The organism is Geminicoccus sp., from assembly GCF_036263595.1.
GTDB lineage: Bacteria > Pseudomonadota > Alphaproteobacteria > Geminicoccales > Geminicoccaceae > Geminicoccus.
This window is the reverse complement of record NZ_DATAGQ010000083.1, coordinates 1-15,942: the sequence shown is the minus strand read 5'-3', so window position 1 is coordinate 15,942 and position 15,942 is coordinate 1. Positions and strand designations below refer to the sequence as shown.

At 66.5% G+C, this 15,942-nt stretch carries 15 protein-coding genes; 1 reads left to right on the top strand and 14 read right to left on the bottom strand.

What is annotated here, in order from left to right; all coding sequences use genetic code 11:
* Positions 1–140 precede the first annotated feature (140 nt).
* The 9 genes from VHL31_RS07155 to VHL31_RS07115 form a co-directional block, all read right to left on the bottom strand.
* Positions 141–1,202: a sugar ABC transporter ATP-binding protein gene (locus VHL31_RS07155; RefSeq protein ID WP_329660519.1), complete on the bottom strand. Its 1,062-nt coding sequence runs from the start codon at positions 1,200–1,202 to the stop codon at positions 141–143.
* A gap of 12 nt (positions 1,203–1,214) precedes the next feature.
* Positions 1,215–2,189 (bottom strand): substrate-binding domain-containing protein, encoded by a 975-nt coding sequence (locus VHL31_RS07150; RefSeq protein ID WP_329660518.1) that lies wholly within the window; start codon positions 2,187–2,189, stop codon positions 1,215–1,217.
* Between the two features lie 64 nt (positions 2,190–2,253).
* Complete coding sequence (locus VHL31_RS07145; RefSeq protein ID WP_329660517.1) at positions 2,254–3,207, bottom strand: ABC transporter permease; 954 nt, start codon at positions 3,205–3,207, stop codon at positions 2,254–2,256.
* Between the two features lie 5 nt (positions 3,208–3,212).
* The gene (locus VHL31_RS07140) at positions 3,213–3,983 is read right to left on the bottom strand and encodes an enoyl-CoA hydratase/isomerase family protein (RefSeq protein ID WP_329660516.1); all 771 of its coding nucleotides are present in this window, start codon (positions 3,981–3,983) and stop codon (positions 3,213–3,215) included.
* A 1-nt stretch (position 3,984) separates the two neighbouring features.
* A complete protein-coding gene (locus VHL31_RS07135) occupies positions 3,985–5,178 on the bottom strand; it encodes a CoA transferase (protein WP_329660515.1) in 1,194 nt (397 codons plus the stop codon).
* A gap of 50 nt (positions 5,179–5,228) precedes the next feature.
* Positions 5,229–5,993: an SDR family NAD(P)-dependent oxidoreductase gene (locus VHL31_RS07130; protein ID WP_329660514.1), complete on the bottom strand. Its 765-nt coding sequence runs from the start codon at positions 5,991–5,993 to the stop codon at positions 5,229–5,231.
* Positions 5,990–7,171: an aldose 1-epimerase family protein gene (locus VHL31_RS07125; RefSeq protein ID WP_349262383.1), complete on the bottom strand. Its 1,182-nt coding sequence runs from the start codon at positions 7,169–7,171 to the stop codon at positions 5,990–5,992. The genes VHL31_RS07130 and VHL31_RS07125 overlap by 4 nt, the downstream gene beginning before the upstream one ends.
* Before the next feature lie 153 nt (positions 7,172–7,324).
* Positions 7,325–8,239, bottom strand: a complete 915-nt coding sequence (locus VHL31_RS07120; protein ID WP_329660512.1) for a sugar phosphate isomerase/epimerase — start codon at positions 8,237–8,239, stop codon at positions 7,325–7,327.
* Positions 8,240–8,266: 27 nt separating this feature from the next.
* Positions 8,267–9,355 (bottom strand): Gfo/Idh/MocA family oxidoreductase, encoded by a 1,089-nt coding sequence (locus tag VHL31_RS07115; RefSeq protein WP_329660511.1) that lies wholly within the window; start codon positions 9,353–9,355, stop codon positions 8,267–8,269.
* Positions 9,356–9,582: 227 nt separating this feature from the next.
* Between VHL31_RS07115 and VHL31_RS07110 the strand changes: the two genes are divergently transcribed.
* The gene (locus VHL31_RS07110; RefSeq protein ID WP_329660510.1) at positions 9,583–10,623 is read left to right on the top strand and encodes a LacI family DNA-binding transcriptional regulator; all 1,041 of its coding nucleotides are present in this window, start codon (positions 9,583–9,585) and stop codon (positions 10,621–10,623) included.
* Positions 10,624–10,629: 6 nt separating this feature from the next.
* Here VHL31_RS07110 and VHL31_RS07105 read toward each other — a convergent pair whose 3' ends face one another.
* The 5 genes from VHL31_RS07105 to VHL31_RS07085 form a co-directional block, all read right to left on the bottom strand.
* Positions 10,630–11,640, bottom strand: a complete 1,011-nt coding sequence (locus tag VHL31_RS07105; RefSeq protein ID WP_329660509.1) for an HAD family hydrolase — start codon at positions 11,638–11,640, stop codon at positions 10,630–10,632.
* Between the two features lie 188 nt (positions 11,641–11,828).
* A complete protein-coding gene (locus tag VHL31_RS07100; RefSeq protein ID WP_329660508.1) occupies positions 11,829–12,971 on the bottom strand; it encodes a glycosyltransferase family 4 protein in 1,143 nt (380 codons plus the stop codon).
* Positions 12,968–13,948 (bottom strand): lysylphosphatidylglycerol synthase transmembrane domain-containing protein, encoded by a 981-nt coding sequence (locus VHL31_RS07095; RefSeq protein WP_329660507.1) that lies wholly within the window; start codon positions 13,946–13,948, stop codon positions 12,968–12,970. The genes VHL31_RS07100 and VHL31_RS07095 overlap by 4 nt, the downstream gene beginning before the upstream one ends.
* Before the next feature lie 18 nt (positions 13,949–13,966).
* Complete coding sequence (locus tag VHL31_RS07090) at positions 13,967–14,995, bottom strand: sulfotransferase (RefSeq protein ID WP_329660506.1); 1,029 nt, start codon at positions 14,993–14,995, stop codon at positions 13,967–13,969.
* 20 nt (positions 14,996–15,015) lie between these two features.
* A partial coding sequence (locus VHL31_RS07085) for a glycosyltransferase family 4 protein (RefSeq protein ID WP_329660505.1) occupies positions 15,016–15,942 on the bottom strand: 927 nt, incomplete at its 5' end.

Here is a 15,942-nt window from a genome sequence, read left to right as displayed (position 1 = left end):
CTGGTTGCCGCCCGACAGGCTGCGGATCGGCTGGCGCAGGTCCGCCAGGACGATGCCGAGCTTCTCCTTGTAGGAGCCGGCCACGCCGCGCTCGGCCGAGCGCTGCAGCACCTGCGGCCCGCCCTGCCTGAGCGCCACCGTCAGGTTCTCCTCCACCGACAGGTCCGGCAGGATCCCGTTGGTCTGCGCCCTTCCGGCAGGATCGCGATGCCGCTGGCCCAGGCCGCCCTGGCATCGGCCGGCAGCGCCACCTTGCCCTCGCGTCGCACCGTCCCCGACGCCGGCTTGCGCACGCCTGCGATCAGCTCGATCAGCTCGGTCCGTCCGGAGCCCACCAGCCCGAACACGCCCAGGATCTCGCCACGCCTCAGCGTGAAGCCGACCGGTCCGACGTGCCGTCCGTCCGCCAGGTCCTCCACGGCCAGCACCACGTCGCCGTGCGCCGCCTCGTGGTTGCGGGAGAAGCCCTGGAAGATCCGCCCGGTCATGTCGGCGATGACCCGCTCCCGGCTGGCCTCCTTGACCGGCAGGTCGCTCACCACCGTCCCGTCCCGCAGCACGACGATCCGGTCCGCGATGGCGAACACTTCCTCCAGCTGGTGGCTGATGAAGATCACGCCCACGCCGCGTTCCTGCAGCATCCGGACGACCCGAAACAGCGCCTCCGCCTCGTGCGGGGTCAGTGCGGCCGTTGGCTCGTCCAGCACGAGCAGCTTCGCGTCCCGCGCCAGCGCCTTGGCGATCTCCACCATCTGCTGCTCGGCCGTGGACAGCCGCCCGGCCTCCATGCGCGGGTCGATATGCCCGGCCCCCACCTCGGCCAGCAGCGCTGCCGACTTGGTCCGCAGCGCCTTACGGTCGATCACCCCGAAGCGCCCGGCCTCGTAGGTGCCGATGAACAGGTTCTCCATCACGCTCAGGGACGAGATGATCGAGAGTTCCTGGTGGATGTGGATGATGCCGGCCGCGATCGCCTCGGCCGTATCCCGGAAGACGACCTCCTGCCCGTTCCAGCGGACGACACCGCTGTCGCGCTGAAGGGCGCCCGAGACGATGTTGACCAGCGTCGACTTGCCGGCCCCGTTCTCGCCGAGCAGCGCCACGACCTCGCCCCGTCCGACTTCCAGGTTGACGTCGTTCAGCACGCGGTTGCGGTCGAACGATTTCGCGACACCTTGGACGGACAGGAGGGGCGGGGTCATGGCGTGGATGGCTCAGGCCTTGGCGAGCTTGCCGAAGGCGATCGGCGAATCGATCGCCACGTCGCCCGGATAGGTCGCGTCGAACGCCAGCATGTTGTGCAGCATGACCAGCGCGTCGAACGACTGCCTGGCCGGCGCCTGATCGATCAGCGCCAGGATCTCGCCGCCGTCCTTGTACTGCTGCTTTTCCGGCAGGTTGTCGTAGCCGACGACACCAACCTTGCCGGTCTGTCCTGCGTCGCGGATGGCTTTGGCCGCCGCCTCGGACCCGCCAGCCGTGACATAGATGATGGAAAGGTCCGGGTTCGAGGTCATCGCGTCGGTCGCCTGGGAATAGGCCGTCGCGTCGTCGTCCTTGCACTCGAAGGGACCCACGATCGTGATCTGCGGATGCTCCTTCTTGAGGAGGTCGAGGGCACCGTTCATCCGGTCGTCGTGCTGGGTGGCACCCAGATAGCCGGTGATGACGGCGATCTTGCCCTGGCCGCCCGTCTGCTTGGCGATGAACTCGCCCGCCTTCTTGCCGGCATCGTAGGCCAGCATGCCCATGCCGACATTGCGCTGCGACCGCTCGGCCGAATCGGCGATGAAGGCGATCACCGGCACGTCCTCGCGCCGCGCCTCGTCGATCTTGGCGACCGTGCCGTCGAAGATCGGCACCAGCGCGATGCCGTCGTACTGCTTGGTCAGCGCGCCATCGAGCCCGGCCACGACGACCTCGGCCGTCAGCGCCGTGCCGAGCTGGATATAGTCGACCGTCGTGTTCAACGGCGCCAGGTACTCGGTCGCCGCGGCGATGCCCTTGTCGGTCGCCTCCCAGAAGGACGAGCCCTGGAACGACAGCACCGCCAGGCGCAACGGGTCCGGCGCCGGACCCTGGGCCACGACCGTCGCTCCGATCGCCTTCGCACTCTCCGGCAGCGCCGCCTCCTGGGCCAGCGTCAGCCTGCCAGCCAGCGGCACCATCGCACCGGCAGCGGTCAGCATCACGAACCACGACGGTTGAGCATCTTCATTCCTCCCAGATCCGATCTCGTCGTCCCTACCGGCCTCAGTCGTCCTCCTGGCGCCGGTTCAGGCTGTCCGCCCCCACCGCGACCACCACGACCAGGCCGATCGTGATGGTCTGCCAGTAGCCGGACACGTTGAGCAGCACGAAGGCGTTGCGCAGCAGGCCCATCAGCGCCGCGCCGATGATCACCCCGCCGATGGAGCCGCGCCCACCCGAGAGCGCCACGCCGCCCAGGATCACCGCGGCGATCACGTCCAGCTCGTAGCCAAGGCCCAGGTTCGGGTTGGCGTTGGTCAGCATCCCGCCCAGCAGGAGGCCGCCCAGGCCCGCCAGCCCGCCGCTGATGGTGAACACGAGCAGCCGCGTGCGCGCGATGTTGATCCCAGCAAGCCGCGCCGCCCTGGCATTGTTGCCGAACGCATAGATGTTGCGGCCGATCCGCGTCCGGTTGGCGAAGAACCAGACGACGGCCGTGAGGATGACCAGCAGGATGAACTGCACCGGCACGTCGCCGATCCGGCCATAGCCCAGCCAGGCCGCCCAGTTGTCGAAGCGCTGCGGGTTGCCGTTGGTGATGAGAAGCGCCGCCCCGCGTGCCACGGAGAGCGTGCCGAGCGTGGTGATGAACGGGTTGATCCGAAGCCGCGTGACCAGCAGGCCATTCAGGAAACCCACCGCCATGCCGATCATGATGGCCCCGACCAGCCCCACCGCCGGCAGACCCGTTGCCGCCGACAGCATCGCCGCCGTCACCGCCGAGAGCCCGATCACCGAGCCGACCGACAGGTCGATGCCACCCGCGATGATCACCAGTGCCTGGCCGAGCGCCACGATGCCGACCACCGAAATCTGCCGGGTGAAGTTGCCGAGGTTGCGCGCAGTGAAGAAATACTCGCTGGCGAACGTCAGCCCGACGAACACCAGCGCGAGCATGAGCAGCACGGTGGCTTCGCGCCGGGTACGGACGAAGCGGACGACGTCGGCAGCGGCCATGGTGGTCACTTGCGCCGGAAGTTCGGCTGCCGCTTCTCCTTGAAGGCGGCTCGCCCTTCCGCGGCGTCTGCGGTAGCGAAGCAGATCGTCTGCAGGTCGCGCTCGTACTCGATCGCCTTCTCGAGCGGCATCCCGTAGGCGGCGCGTAGGTTGATCTTGGCCGTCTCCGCCGCGATCGGCGCCCGGCTCGCGATGACCTTCGCGATCTCCCTGGCCCGGTCGAGCAGCCGCCCCGGTGCCGTGATCTCGCTGATCAGCCCCCAGGACAGCGCCTGGCCAGCGGAGATCGGATCGCCCGTCATGATCATGAGCGCGGCGTTGGATGGGCCGATCGAGTGCGCCAGGAAGGCCGCCATGCCGCCGCCGCCGATCCAGCCGAGCTTGATCTCAGGGGCGGCGAACTGCGCGTTCTCGGAAGCGATCCGGATGTCGCAATTCATCGCGGTTTCAAGACCGCCCCCGAACGCATAGCCGTTCACCGCCGCGATAGTCGGTTTCAGGAGGCGGCGGATGGCGTCGCAGTAGTCCGGCCGGTTGCGGAACTCCCAGGGCGTCTCGTAGGTGTCGAGCTCCTTGATGTCCGAGCCGGCGCAGAACGCCTTTGGCCCGGCACCAGTCACGATCACGCAGCGGATCGTGTCGCTGTCGTTGCACTCCTCGACCGCCGCCACGATCGCGTCCGCCATCTCCGGCGTGACGGCGTTCAGCTTCTGCGGGCGGTTCAGCGTGATGACGGCGATTGCACCGTCGACCTCGAAGCGGACGTCCTCAGTCATCTCAGACCTCGCCTTGGGCAATGGCGCCGGACGCCAGCAGCTGCTCAATCCGGGCGTCGTCGAAGCCCGCTTCCTTGAGCACCTCGCGGGTGTGCTGGCCCGCAATTGGCGCGCCTCGGTCGACCGTGGACGGCGTCTTGGAGAACCTGATCGGGAAGCCCGGCGTCTTCACGTGGCCCTCGGTCGGGTGGTCGTACTCGACGAAGGTACCGTTGTGCTTGATCTGCGCATCCTCGACGAGATCGGCATAGCCGTAGACCGGCCCGCACCAGATGTCGGCCGCCCGCAGGAGTTCCAGCCACTCCGCCGAGGTCCTGGTCTTCAGCCGCTCCCTGGTCTTGGCGAAGATCTCGTCGCGCCGGTTCCACGTGTCGGTCTCGTCGTCCATCGTCAGGAAGGACGGCTCGCCAATCACCTCGCCCAAATTCTTCAGGCTCGGGAAGGCCACGATGATGAAACCGTCCGACGTCGCGAACGCGCCATAGGGGGCCCGGATATAGACATGCGCATGCGGCTCGGCCGACCGCTTCTGCGGCTTGCCGGCGACAGTGAAGACCGAGAGCTCCTGCATCTGGATGGTGGTGATCGCGTCCAGCATGTTGACCTGGACCAGCTGCCCCTCGCCGGTGCGCTCCCGATGGAGAAGGGCAGCGAGCGCCCCCTCGAACGCGTTGTAGGCGGTGATCGCGTCGACCAGGTACTGCCCGGCCGGCGTCGGCGCCTCGCCCTCGCGCCCCGCCGACAGCATGGCCCCCGACATGCCCTGCAGCACGAGGTCCTGACCCGGCCGGTTCAGGTACGGTCCGTCCTCGCCGTAGCCCGAGATCGACACGTAGACGAGGCGCGGGTTGATGGCGGCTAGGCTCTCATAGTCCACGCCCAGCCGCTTGGCCACGCCCGGCCGGTAGTTCTGCAGGAACACGTCCGCCTGCTTGACCAGGTCGAACAGGAGCGCCTTGCCATCCGGCGACTTCAGGTCCACCGCCAGCGAGCGCTTGTTCCGGTTGAGCGACAGGAAGGAGACGTTCACCCGGTTGCCGCGCGCACCGCCGGCCGCGACGTGGCGCTGCCATTCGCCGGTGACCGGCTCCACCTTGACCACGTCAGCACCCAGGTCGCCCAGCCGCTGCGCCGCGAACGGCCCCGCCATGGCGATGGAGCAGTCGAGAACACGATAGCCGGAAAGGATGCCCATGGCGTCAGACCTTGATCGAGAGGCGAGAGAGAACGACGACGAGAACCAGCCTAGTCCATCCACCAGCCGCCATCGACGTTGAGCGTCTGGCCCGTGATGAACCCGGACTCCTCGGCGGCCAGGAACAGCAGCGCGTTGGCGATGTCGCGCGGATGGCCGCGCCGCTTCACCGCCTGTCGGTCCAGAATGAAGCGGTTGTAGCCCTCAGGATCCGGATGGATCTTCTCGGCATCGGTCGGGAAGGCGCCGGGGGCGATGGCATTGGCCGTCACCCCATACGGCCCGAACTCGCGTGCCCAGGCCCGGGCCAATCCTACCAGCGCCGCCTTCGACTGCACGTAGGGAGCCAGCAGCGCCCAGCCGCCGGACAGCGTGACGCTCGCGATGTTGATGATCCTGCCCCAGCTCTGCTGGCGCATGTGCGGCAGGGCCACCTGCACGCAGACGATCCCGGCATCGACGTTGACGCGTTGAACCGCCTGGAACTCCTCAATTGTGAACTCCTCGAACGGCTTGGACGGGTAGATCGCGGCATTGTTGATCACGACGTCGAACCCACCGACCTCGGCCGAGGTCGCCTCCAGGCCGGCACGGAGCCCCGCCAGGTCCGACAAGTCGTAGCGACGCACGACCAGCCGCTCGTGGCCGGCCTGCCGGCACACTTCCTGCAGGTGCGCGACCTTGTCCGGGTTGTTGTCGACTGCCACCACGGTGGCCCCGGCTTCCAGGAAGGCGAGGGTGGTCTCGGTGCCGAGTCCGCCCGCGGCTCCGGTATAGAGGACCTTGCGGCCGGCGACCGTGAGCTTGCCCGTCATGAGCGGCCCCTGAGTGGCCGGTGCTCGTTGGACGGCTCCGGATAATCCTCGGCCGGCTGCACCGCGAGGCCCGTGATCCGCTGCTCCGCCGCCGCGATCGCATCCTTGCCATCCAGCACGCGCAGCACCGTGTCGTAGGTACGCTCCTGGCCATGCTCCAGCCAGATCAGCTCGCCCTTCTCGCGGGCGTACCCGTGCCCCAGCACGTGGTTGGTCGACGGCTCCAACCCCAGCGCGTATTGGCCGGCCTGCAGGTTCTGCCACTCGAACATGCAGGGGAACTGCTCCTTGTCGACGTCGACCTCGAAGCCGATGCCAAGGCCGTCATTGACCAGCGCCACCGACGTCCGCCCGTCACGGCCAGTCGCCAGCTCGTGCTGCCAGACCTGCTCGTGGAAGTTCTCTTTCGGCCCCGGCAGAGTCCGGTAGCCCACCTGCTGCTTGCGGTAGCTCTCGCCGGCATGGCCAGCCCAGACCACGTCGGTGATCGGCGCCAGGTAGCGCGAGCCTTCCGCCAGCACCGGATGGCCCACGTTGATGTGGTAGCAGTACATGTGCGGCGTCCGGTAGAAGCCGTGGTTGACCACGCGGTCCCGGATCCGGATCTCGTTCGTGCCGACTATCGCCTCGATCCGGCGGATCAGGTGCAGGTCCTCGCCGAACACCGCCGCCTGCTGGACGATGCCCTCGCACCAGAGCGTGCACGCATCGCCGTCCCACTGCTCGCCATAGCCGGTGAGGCGTGCGGGAATGGTGCTGACACGGCCATGGATCGAATGGCTGACCGACTTTCGCGGGCCATAGACGAAGTGGCCGGCCGGCTCCTCGTCCATGAACAGGATGTGGTCGAGGCCGCAGGTCACCAGCAGGCCGGAGAAGGAGCGTAGCCAGGCCAGCCCGCCTTCGCCCTCGTACTCGTGCAGGCCCGGATGACGGAAGCCGGTCGGCGAGTGCCAGCCGATCGCCATGCCGTTCAGCTCGCAATCCGCGACGTCCAGCGCCCGGTCCACCAGCACGGTGAAGCGCAACCCCGTCCCGGTCCGGAACTCCAGCATCCGGACCCCGCGCTCCACTCCGTCGCCGAGCGTCATCAGCCGCACGCCAGCGAACTGCGACAGCGACCCGGCATGGGCTGCCACGTCCCGCCGCGACATCGTCCGCCCGTACAAAGCAACCATGATGACCCTCGCTACCTCGACGTGACCGGGCTGGTCGGCCACGGCTGCACTTCTTCCTTGTCCGTCATGGCCAGGCCCGACCCGGCGATCCAGGTTCCCCCCGGCGCCTGGAGGGCCGGGCCGGACCCGGCCATGACGGAGGCTCGACCTAGTTCAGAGACCCAGTGCCCGGAGCTTGCCGTCCAGGAACTTCTTGGCGCGCGGCACGTCGTCCTCGCTCAGGTGCTCGATGATCATCGGGATGTTCGGGTGCTTCTGGGCCAGGCGCTTGAGGTACAGGTCGTAGTTCAGCGAGCCCAGGCCCGGTGCCGGCAGCTCGATCTCGCCGACGCCGCGGAAGGTGTGCGATTCCAGCGCGTCCTCGTCGCCGATGTCGGCATGCTTCTCCGACTTGTCGTCGCCCGAGCGCTTCACGTCCTTGGCGTGGCCGATCCTGATCTTGTCCGACAGCGTGTCGAAGACCTGGTTCAGGATCTTGTCCATGTCGTCGATGTTGTGCGTCTCGAAATAGTTGGTCGGGTCCATCAAGAGGCCCAGGCCGGGATGGTCGACCGTCGCGAACATCCGCACGGTCTCCTCGACCGAGCCCACCACGTTGTTCACATAAGTTTCGAGCAGGAACACTGCGCCATGGTCGTAGGCGTGCTGGGCCAGGTCCTTGATGACCTTCGCGCAGACCTCGAAGCCTTCCTCGGTCTTGTTCTTGGGGTCGTGCACCCAGTCGCTCTCGGTATTGTAGGTGCCGGTTTCCGAGATGACGTAGGGCGTGCCCAGGTACTGCGCGTGGCGGATGATCTCCTTGAGATAGCCGACGCGCCGCTCCCGCTCGGCCAGGTCCGGATGGATGATGTTGGTGTAGCCGGAGATGCAGGAGATCGGCAGGTTGTGGTCGCGGAAGGTCTCGCGGATCCGGACGCACTTCTCCTTGGTGATCTGCCCGGCGGAAACGTCGATGTCCTTGAAGTGCATGTCGAGCTGGACCGTGTTGAAGTCCAGGGCCCGGATCTTCTTGGCGGTCTCTTCGAGGCCGTAGGGGAAGTAGCCGGTGAAAATGCCGGTCTGCATCATGGTGGTCAGTCCTCCCTGTCTATTCGCTCAGATCTCGATCTCGGCGAGCTTGACGGCGCGGCTCTCGGCCATCGACCGGTAGCCCGCCTCGACCAGCGCCATGGTCTTCACGTTGTCGGCCACCGACAGCGCCGGTGCGGTGCCGCTCGCGAGCGCGTGCTGCAGCTGCTCCATCACGCCGATGAAGGCATGCGGGAACCAGTGCGTGTCCCAGCTGGGCTCGACCCACTTGCCGCCGGTCGTGCGCTTGGAGGCATAGCGGAGCGTGGACGGGCTGCCGGTGGGCCAGCCGATGGTACCCTGCGCCACCCCGTCTGTGCCCTCGACTCGCCACTTGATGTAGATGTCGCTGTCGAACCCTTCCTCGCGCGGGCCCGACCAGACGTCCTCCATCGACATCGCGATCACGCCGGACGGGAACTTCAACGTCGAGATCGTGATGCCGTCCTGGTGCTGGAAGGTCGTACGCGGGTCCTGGCGGGCCGCCGTGTAGATCTCGCTGGGGTCACCGAACAGGAAGCGCAGCACGTCCAGGTGGTGCACGCTCATGTTGGAGAGCGTCAGCCGGTCGTAGTCCTGCAAGAAGGTCTGCCAGTGCGGGATCGCGCGCATCTCGATCGTCGCGATGACGAGCGTGCCGAGGTCGCCCCGCTCCAGGATCTCCTTGAGCACGCGCATCGACTGGTCGTAGCGCATGTTCTGGTTGACTGAGAGCACCTTGCCCGCAGCCTCGGCCTCGTCGCGCAGCTTGCGCGCCTCCTCCAGCGATAGCGCCAGCGGCTTTTGCGCCAGGATGCCCTTGATGTGCGGCTGCTTCAGCGCGTGGCGGATCAGTGCCGGCTGCTGGTCCGGCGGAAACGCCAGGTCCAGCACCTGGATCGAGGGATCCTCGATCAGCGCCTCGGGCGTGTCGTGGACGGTCGCAATACCCCAGCGCTCGGCAACCTCCGCGGCATGCTTCCTGGTCCGCGAGGCGATGGCGCCCACCTTGAAGCCTGCCTGCTGGTAGGCCGCCAGATGGCACTCCGCCATGATCATCCCGGCCCCGATGGCGCCGATCGTATAGTCACGGCTGCGGACCTCCACGTCCGGCCGGAAGCCCATCGAATCGGGCATGTGCACCTCCCTCGAAGCGTTCGAACCGCGCCCCTGTCCATCTGCGGAATGATGCGGTCAGGCTTTCCTGTCAACCTCGTTCTTGATGCATTACCTCAGAACTCATCAAAAGAGTGGTAATCCATGGAGTTCATCCATGGATCGACCTGGTATGAGCGCGATATCCGCGCTAGTCAGGAACGGAATGATGTGTTTTGATGCGTTCGTGATGCAGTCCGGAGAATGCCTTGGCGACGACCCTCCGCTTCGCGACCCTGGCCGACGTGGCGCGTGAGGCGGGCGTGTCGACCGCGACGGCCGACCGGGTGCTGCACAACCGGCAGGGCGTGCGCCTGCGCACTCGCGAGCGGGTGATGAACGCGGCGCGCCAGCTGGGCTACGTGTCCACCGACAATGGCAGCCCGCTGCGCGAGGCACCTGCCGGGCAGCTCCAGCTCGACTTCGTGCTGCCGGGCGGCCCCAACACCTTCATGAACAACCTGGCCAGCCTGATCGAGGACGCGGGCGCGCGGCACGTTTCGGCGGATGTGCGCGTCCACCGGATCGACGGCTTCGATCCCGAGGCGCTGGCCGGCAAGCTGGAGGAACTCGCTTCCACCAGCAAAGGCGTCGCCTTGATCGGCCTGGATCATCCTGCCGTGCGCGAGGCGGTCCGCGCCTTGAGCGTCGCCGACGTGCCGGTCGTGACCCTCGTCTCCGACATCAGCCATGTGCCGCGCGTGGGCTATGTCGGCATCGACAACCGTGCCGCCGGACGTCTGGCCGGCTACCTGCTGGGCCGCCTCCACGGCAAGCAGCCCGCGAAGGTCGCGCTGTTCGCAGGCTCGCTCGCCTATCGTGGCCACGAGGAGCGGGAGATGGGCTTTCGGCACATCCTGGCCGAGGAGTTCCCGCAGCTGGAGATCGTCGACCGCGCCGAGAGCCGCGACGACTTTGAGCGCACCTACCGCGACGCCACCGAGCTTCTCCGCCGCATCCCCGACCTGGCCGGCATCTACAATATCGGCGCCGGCAACCGGGGCATCGCACGTGCCCTGGAGGAGGCCGGCCGGGCTCGCGAGGTGATCTTCATCGGCCACGAGGTCACCGAGTTCACCCGCCGCTTCCTCCTGTCCGGCACGATGGACGCGGCCATCGACCAGAACCCGCGCGTGGAAGCCCGCGAGGCCATCCTGCGCCTCGTCGCCGCCGCGGATGGCGAGAACGGCTTCACCAACTACATGGTCCGCATGCAGGCCGTGTTTCGCGAGAACATCCCGGACTTTTGAGCCAGCTCAGTTGTCGTTCGCCGCCTCGCTGGGAAAGATCGTGGCGAAGTCGTTCTTCATGCTGACCACGATCCAGCCGCGCTGCTTGGCCATGTCCCACGCCTTGTCGAGCCGGCCGACATGGGACTGCCGGTCATAGGCGAACTCGCGCTGCGCGTCGTCGTGATGCAGGAGCAGCATCAGCCGCGGTCCGGATCCGCTGTCCGTGTACTCCAACATCTCCATGTCCCCGTCGGAGTTGCCGAACGCCAGGATCGGCTTCCGTCCAATCCCGAGATGGATGTTGATCGGCTTGCCCGTGTGGTCGCCGTTGATGTCGATCGCCGGCATCCGTGTCAGGACCGGCTGCCCGTCCACTTCGGTGAACGAGAACTCGACGGTCGTGCCCTTGATCTGCTCGGGCGGGATCTCGTAGGCCTCCGGCGCGAACGCCCGCATGAAGTCGACCTCGCCGCCCGAGACGATGAAGGTTTTGAACCCGTTGGCGCGCAGGTAGCGCAGCAGCTCCAGCTGGGGCTGATAGACGAGCGTCTGGAAGGGCCGGTTCAGGCGCGGGTGCCGCGCCGTCGCGAACCATTGGTCCGCCACCTGCTCGAATGCAGTCTCGGTCATCCCGGCATGGGTCGCCAGGATCAGCTCGAACAGCTGCGGCTGCGGCAGCATTGCGACCCTTGCCGGATCGCCCGACAGCGCCGAGGCGAACGGCTCGGTCGTCCGCCATTCCGGATGTTCCGGGACCATTTCCCGGATCCGGTCCATCGCGAACAGGATCTCGAAATAGATCGGCTGCTCCGCCCAGAGCGTCCCGTCATTGTCGAACGTCGCAATCCGCTCGTCCGGCGGCACGTAGCGCGGGCTTCCCTCGCGCGTCACGTCCTCCACGAACCCGACGATCGTGTTCCTGGTCGCGGTCTGGTTCCACGATGACAGGGGATCGGGCGGCTGCACGTCTGTCGAGGCGCAGCCGGTCAAGGCCAGCAGCACGAAACCCACGACAGCCCGACGCACGCCACCCATGATCGCTTCCTCTCTGATCGGTCGATCTTCTCCCACGCGGTCAGCCCGTCATCCGGCAGCCTTCGGCCTGCGCAGGCAGTTCAGTGATCTTTGGGCAGATCTCGGCCGTCGCACCGTCGGAGCCGATTGCTGCCGGTCAGGCCGGTACCTTCATCGCCGGTATGCCTGACATCGCCGCCCCTGGGGCTTCAGGTCGCCCGCGCTTCCGGCACCGATGCGTCCTTCACCCCGCGTCGGCGTGCCGGGCCGTTGCTGAGCAGAGCGCCATAGGCCTCCATGTGGAGGTCCATCGCTCGCTCCACCCGGAACACCTCGGTCACGTGCTGCCGCGCAAGTGCGCCGCGCTCCCGCCAGCGATTGTTCTCCAGGAGCCAGGCCAGCCCTTCGGTGAAGTCGTCCTTAGCCGCATGATAGCCGAACTTGGAGGCGAAGTCGTCCGGGTCGACATAACTCATGATGGCGCAGCCGTAGGAGGCCGCTTCCAGGAACGAGTTTGGCATTGCCTCGCGGGTGGCCGTGTTCACCATGATCCAGCTCTCGCCCAGTGTCTTGCCATGGGTGTCGGACGCGAACTGGTCGACCATGCCCAGGAATTCGACGTTGGGCAGCTTGCCGTAGGTGTCCCGCAGCCAGGTCTCGTAGGCCTTGTCGCGCGACTTGCCCATGATCTTGAAGCGGACATGGGGGAACTTGGGCGCCAGGTCGAAGAACAGATGCGGGCGCTTGCGGCGGTCGAGCCTCGCCACATAGCAGACCGTGGGCTGCTCCGCCTTCACCGGCTCCGGTGGAATCGGCACAGGGGTGGGCAGAAAGCGCGGCTTCGGGCAGGGGCGGTACATGTCCTCCACCTTCGGTACCAGCCAATGCGCGATCGTGTAGAGCGCATCTGCATTGCGCACTGCGCGGCGCAGCGGCGGGCTGCTCTCGAACACGTAGTTGCCGACCACCTGCAGGCGGCTGAGCGAGGGCCGCGCGAATTCCAGCACCCAGTCGGTGAAGTTGCGCGGGTCACGGAAGGTAATCATGTGCCGGCGATGCGGCATCGCCCACTGCGCGAACAGCGTGCCGAGCGAGATCTCGCAGGAATGGTAGATGTCGGCGTCCACCTCCTTGAAGAGCTGGTGGAGCCGCTTGATCTCGTGGCCGTGGAAGCCCAACACGGTGATACCGTCCAGCTTCTCCACGGCCTGCTGGCCCGGCCGCTGCGGCACGACGGCAAACACTTCGACCCCGCGCTTGACCAGCTCCCCGCCGATCATGCGCGTCGCACGACCGAATCCTCCATGCTTGCCCCAGGCGAAGATCTCCGTGGAGATCAGACAAATCCTCATGGGTTCGATCTCTGCTGCGGTGAAGGGGAAAGCCAGGCGTGCAGTTCGACGAGGCCGCCGGCCGCGGCCTCCAGCACTACACGAAGGCTCAGCAACAAGCCCAGCGCCACGGAAGCAGCCGCAGGCTGGCCAGCCGCTACGAGTGCTCCCGCCAGCGTTGCCTCACGAAGGCCGATGCCAGCCCAGGTGATCGGAAGGAGGAGGGCCAGAGCGAGTATTGCCCTGGCCCAGCCGAGCGTGATCAGGCTGACTTCCATGCCCACTGCCATGGCAGCCAGGCTGGCCGACAGGAGGCCCAGCGCATTGCTGGCCAGTACGTTGGTAAGGAGCGTCGCCCAGGCGCGACCGGTCAGGGTGCCGTAGCGTGCCGTCACACCCAGCAGGCCGATCAGGCGGGAGCGGATCCCGCCCAGCCGCTGAGCCGGCCAATAGGCGACAATCAGGCCTTCCAGGCGGTTGGCGGTCCAGGGGTGGAAGGCGGCGAACCGGGTCAGGGCAGTCACCGCCCAGATGAGGAAGAATGTAATCGGCAGCCCTGGGCTGCCGGGTGCCAGCGGGTCGAGCATCCAGAAGATCAGGCCCAGCAGGAGCGCCATCTCGATCTCGAGGAGGCGTGAAAACACGACGAGCGCCATGGTGGCCTTGGGATCGCCACCGAGCTTGGCCAGCCTGTACCAGCGCAGCACGCCCACGGCCACGACCCCGGGGACGAACAGGCCATAGAACGTCGTTGCGAGCTGCAATCCGACGAGCGGCCCGAAGCCGACCTGCATTCCCTGCAGGCGCGCCAGAGACTGGGTCTGTCGGGCGCGCAGCATCACCATCGGTATCGTCAGCAGGAACACGACCGCGATGGGCCAGAGCGTCGCCTGCTGCCAGACCGCCAGGTACTCGTCCATCGGCTGCCACCAGATCAGCAGGCCGAGTAGGACGAGGCTGAAGGCAATGCCCAGGAAGGCTTTCAGCCCACGGCCCATCTACGATCCTTCGATGCCCTATGATCTATTCTCGGCCAGATGGTCCGATTGGTCCAGCCGTACGCCATGTCCCTCATTGGACGCACGCGGCGGGACCCAATGCGACAGATCACGACCGATCAGCTCTTGCAGCTGCACAATGTCGTCGCTGAACATTGCCGTCAGCTGCGCCTTCAACTCAGGCGACAGGCCTTCCAGCTGCACGGGCGCCGACTGCTTGAGGAGAAAGCGGCGCGCCAGCGGTCTGATCCTGGCGACGAGCGCCTCAGGGATCAGGCTCTGCAGGCGTGCCGAGTTCAGGAACGGCCGGACCGCCATCTGATAGATGAGGCCGAACCGAGGCACCTGCGTGACGGCCGAAACGTTGTGCTGCTCACGCATATCCACGGGGACATCAGGATCGAGCTGCAGGAATGTGAAGATCTCATGCAGGCAAGCAGCCGGGTCCCGGCGAAGATCCTCGTAGAGAACGACATGGACTTGGTGCCGCGGAAAGTTCGCAAAATACGGTGCCAGCTGGCGCCCGTACCAGCCGCGGTCGAGATAGAGCCAAGTCGGTGCCCAGCCCGCCTCCTTTCGTGCCGGCTCGGCTTTCACGGCCTCGGCAAAGCTGCCAAGCGGCTCCGCGAGGTCACGCCGCATCTGCTGGTACTTGGAGTAGCCCCGCTCCACGGGCTGGCGGAGAACCGCGATGATCCGGGCTTCGGGCACCAAAGCCCGGATACGCTCAGCCGATCCCGGAAAATAAAGGTAGGCAGCCGAGGATTCACCCCGATATGCCTTGTCCTTCCCCTGCACGAACAACCGTTCGTATTCGGCCCGGTCCATGATCGAGTAGGCATACTTTTCCCGCCGCAGCCGGTCCTGCTGGAAGAAGGGACGGCCGCTCTCGTCCGGTCCGGCAAAGTGCGGGACGCTCTGGGAGAACGCGAAGAAGTTCGGCTCCTTCACGGGCGACATGAAAATGCCGGGATGCTGCCCGAGATAATGATGCAGGGACGTGGTTCCTGCCTTGGCAGCCCCGATGACGAACAAGTTCGGCAGCACGATCTGTTTCCGGGCAGAGGTCAGCTTTTGACGCGCATGGCCGTCTCGGGGTCGGGGCGACCCCCGAGCGTAGGGCAGATGGGTCCGGCATTGATCCGGTCGCTTGTAAGTGATGCCACTGTTGCCGGATCAACCTCGAAGCTTCCTTCCAGCACATCGACGTACTGGCGGACCACGATGTCCCAGGAATAGCGCTCTTCCACCCTGGCCCGCGCATTCCGGCCGAGCGCAGCGCAAAGATCGCGGTCCTCCATCAGCTGGACGAGTGCTTGGCGCGTGGCTTCCACGTCGGCGGGCGGGACCAGGACAGCGTCGTTGCCCACTGCCTCGGCGCAGCCCGTTCCCGAGGTCGTCACGATGGCGCAGCCTGCCGTCATCGCCTCGAGCAGGACCAGCGGGAAGTTCTCCATGGTCGAGACAAAGGCGAAGATCCGCGAGGTCTCGTAGAGGTCCTTGAGTTCCTGGCTGTCGTTGGGCAGCGCACCGTGGAACACCACGTCGACCTGTCGCTGTGCCGCCAGTTCGCGCAGGGTCGGCAGGTAGGGACCGTCGCCGACCACATGCAGTTCGAACGGCTGGTCCAGGCCTGCCAGTGCCTCGATCAGGTACTGGACCCCTTTGCGCTCGACGATTCGGGACACGGCCAGGATGCGCGGCTTCTTGGGACGATCCGGGGTGAAGCGGCCGGGATCGATCCCGTTGGGGATCACCTTCGTCCTGGCGGCCGGGCATTCGGTCCGTACCAGGTCCTGGATGACAGCACTCGGGCAGACAATCACGCTGGCGTTGCGGGCCACGACCCGCCAGGCCGGCTTGAGCAGCAGGTGCAGCAACTTGAACCGGTGCGGGTTGTAGCCCGGCACGTCCGAGCCGTGCGCCGTGATCGCGTAGGGCAGTCCGGTGAACTTCTTGAGCAGAAGGCATACGATGCCGTCGGGAAGGAGGAA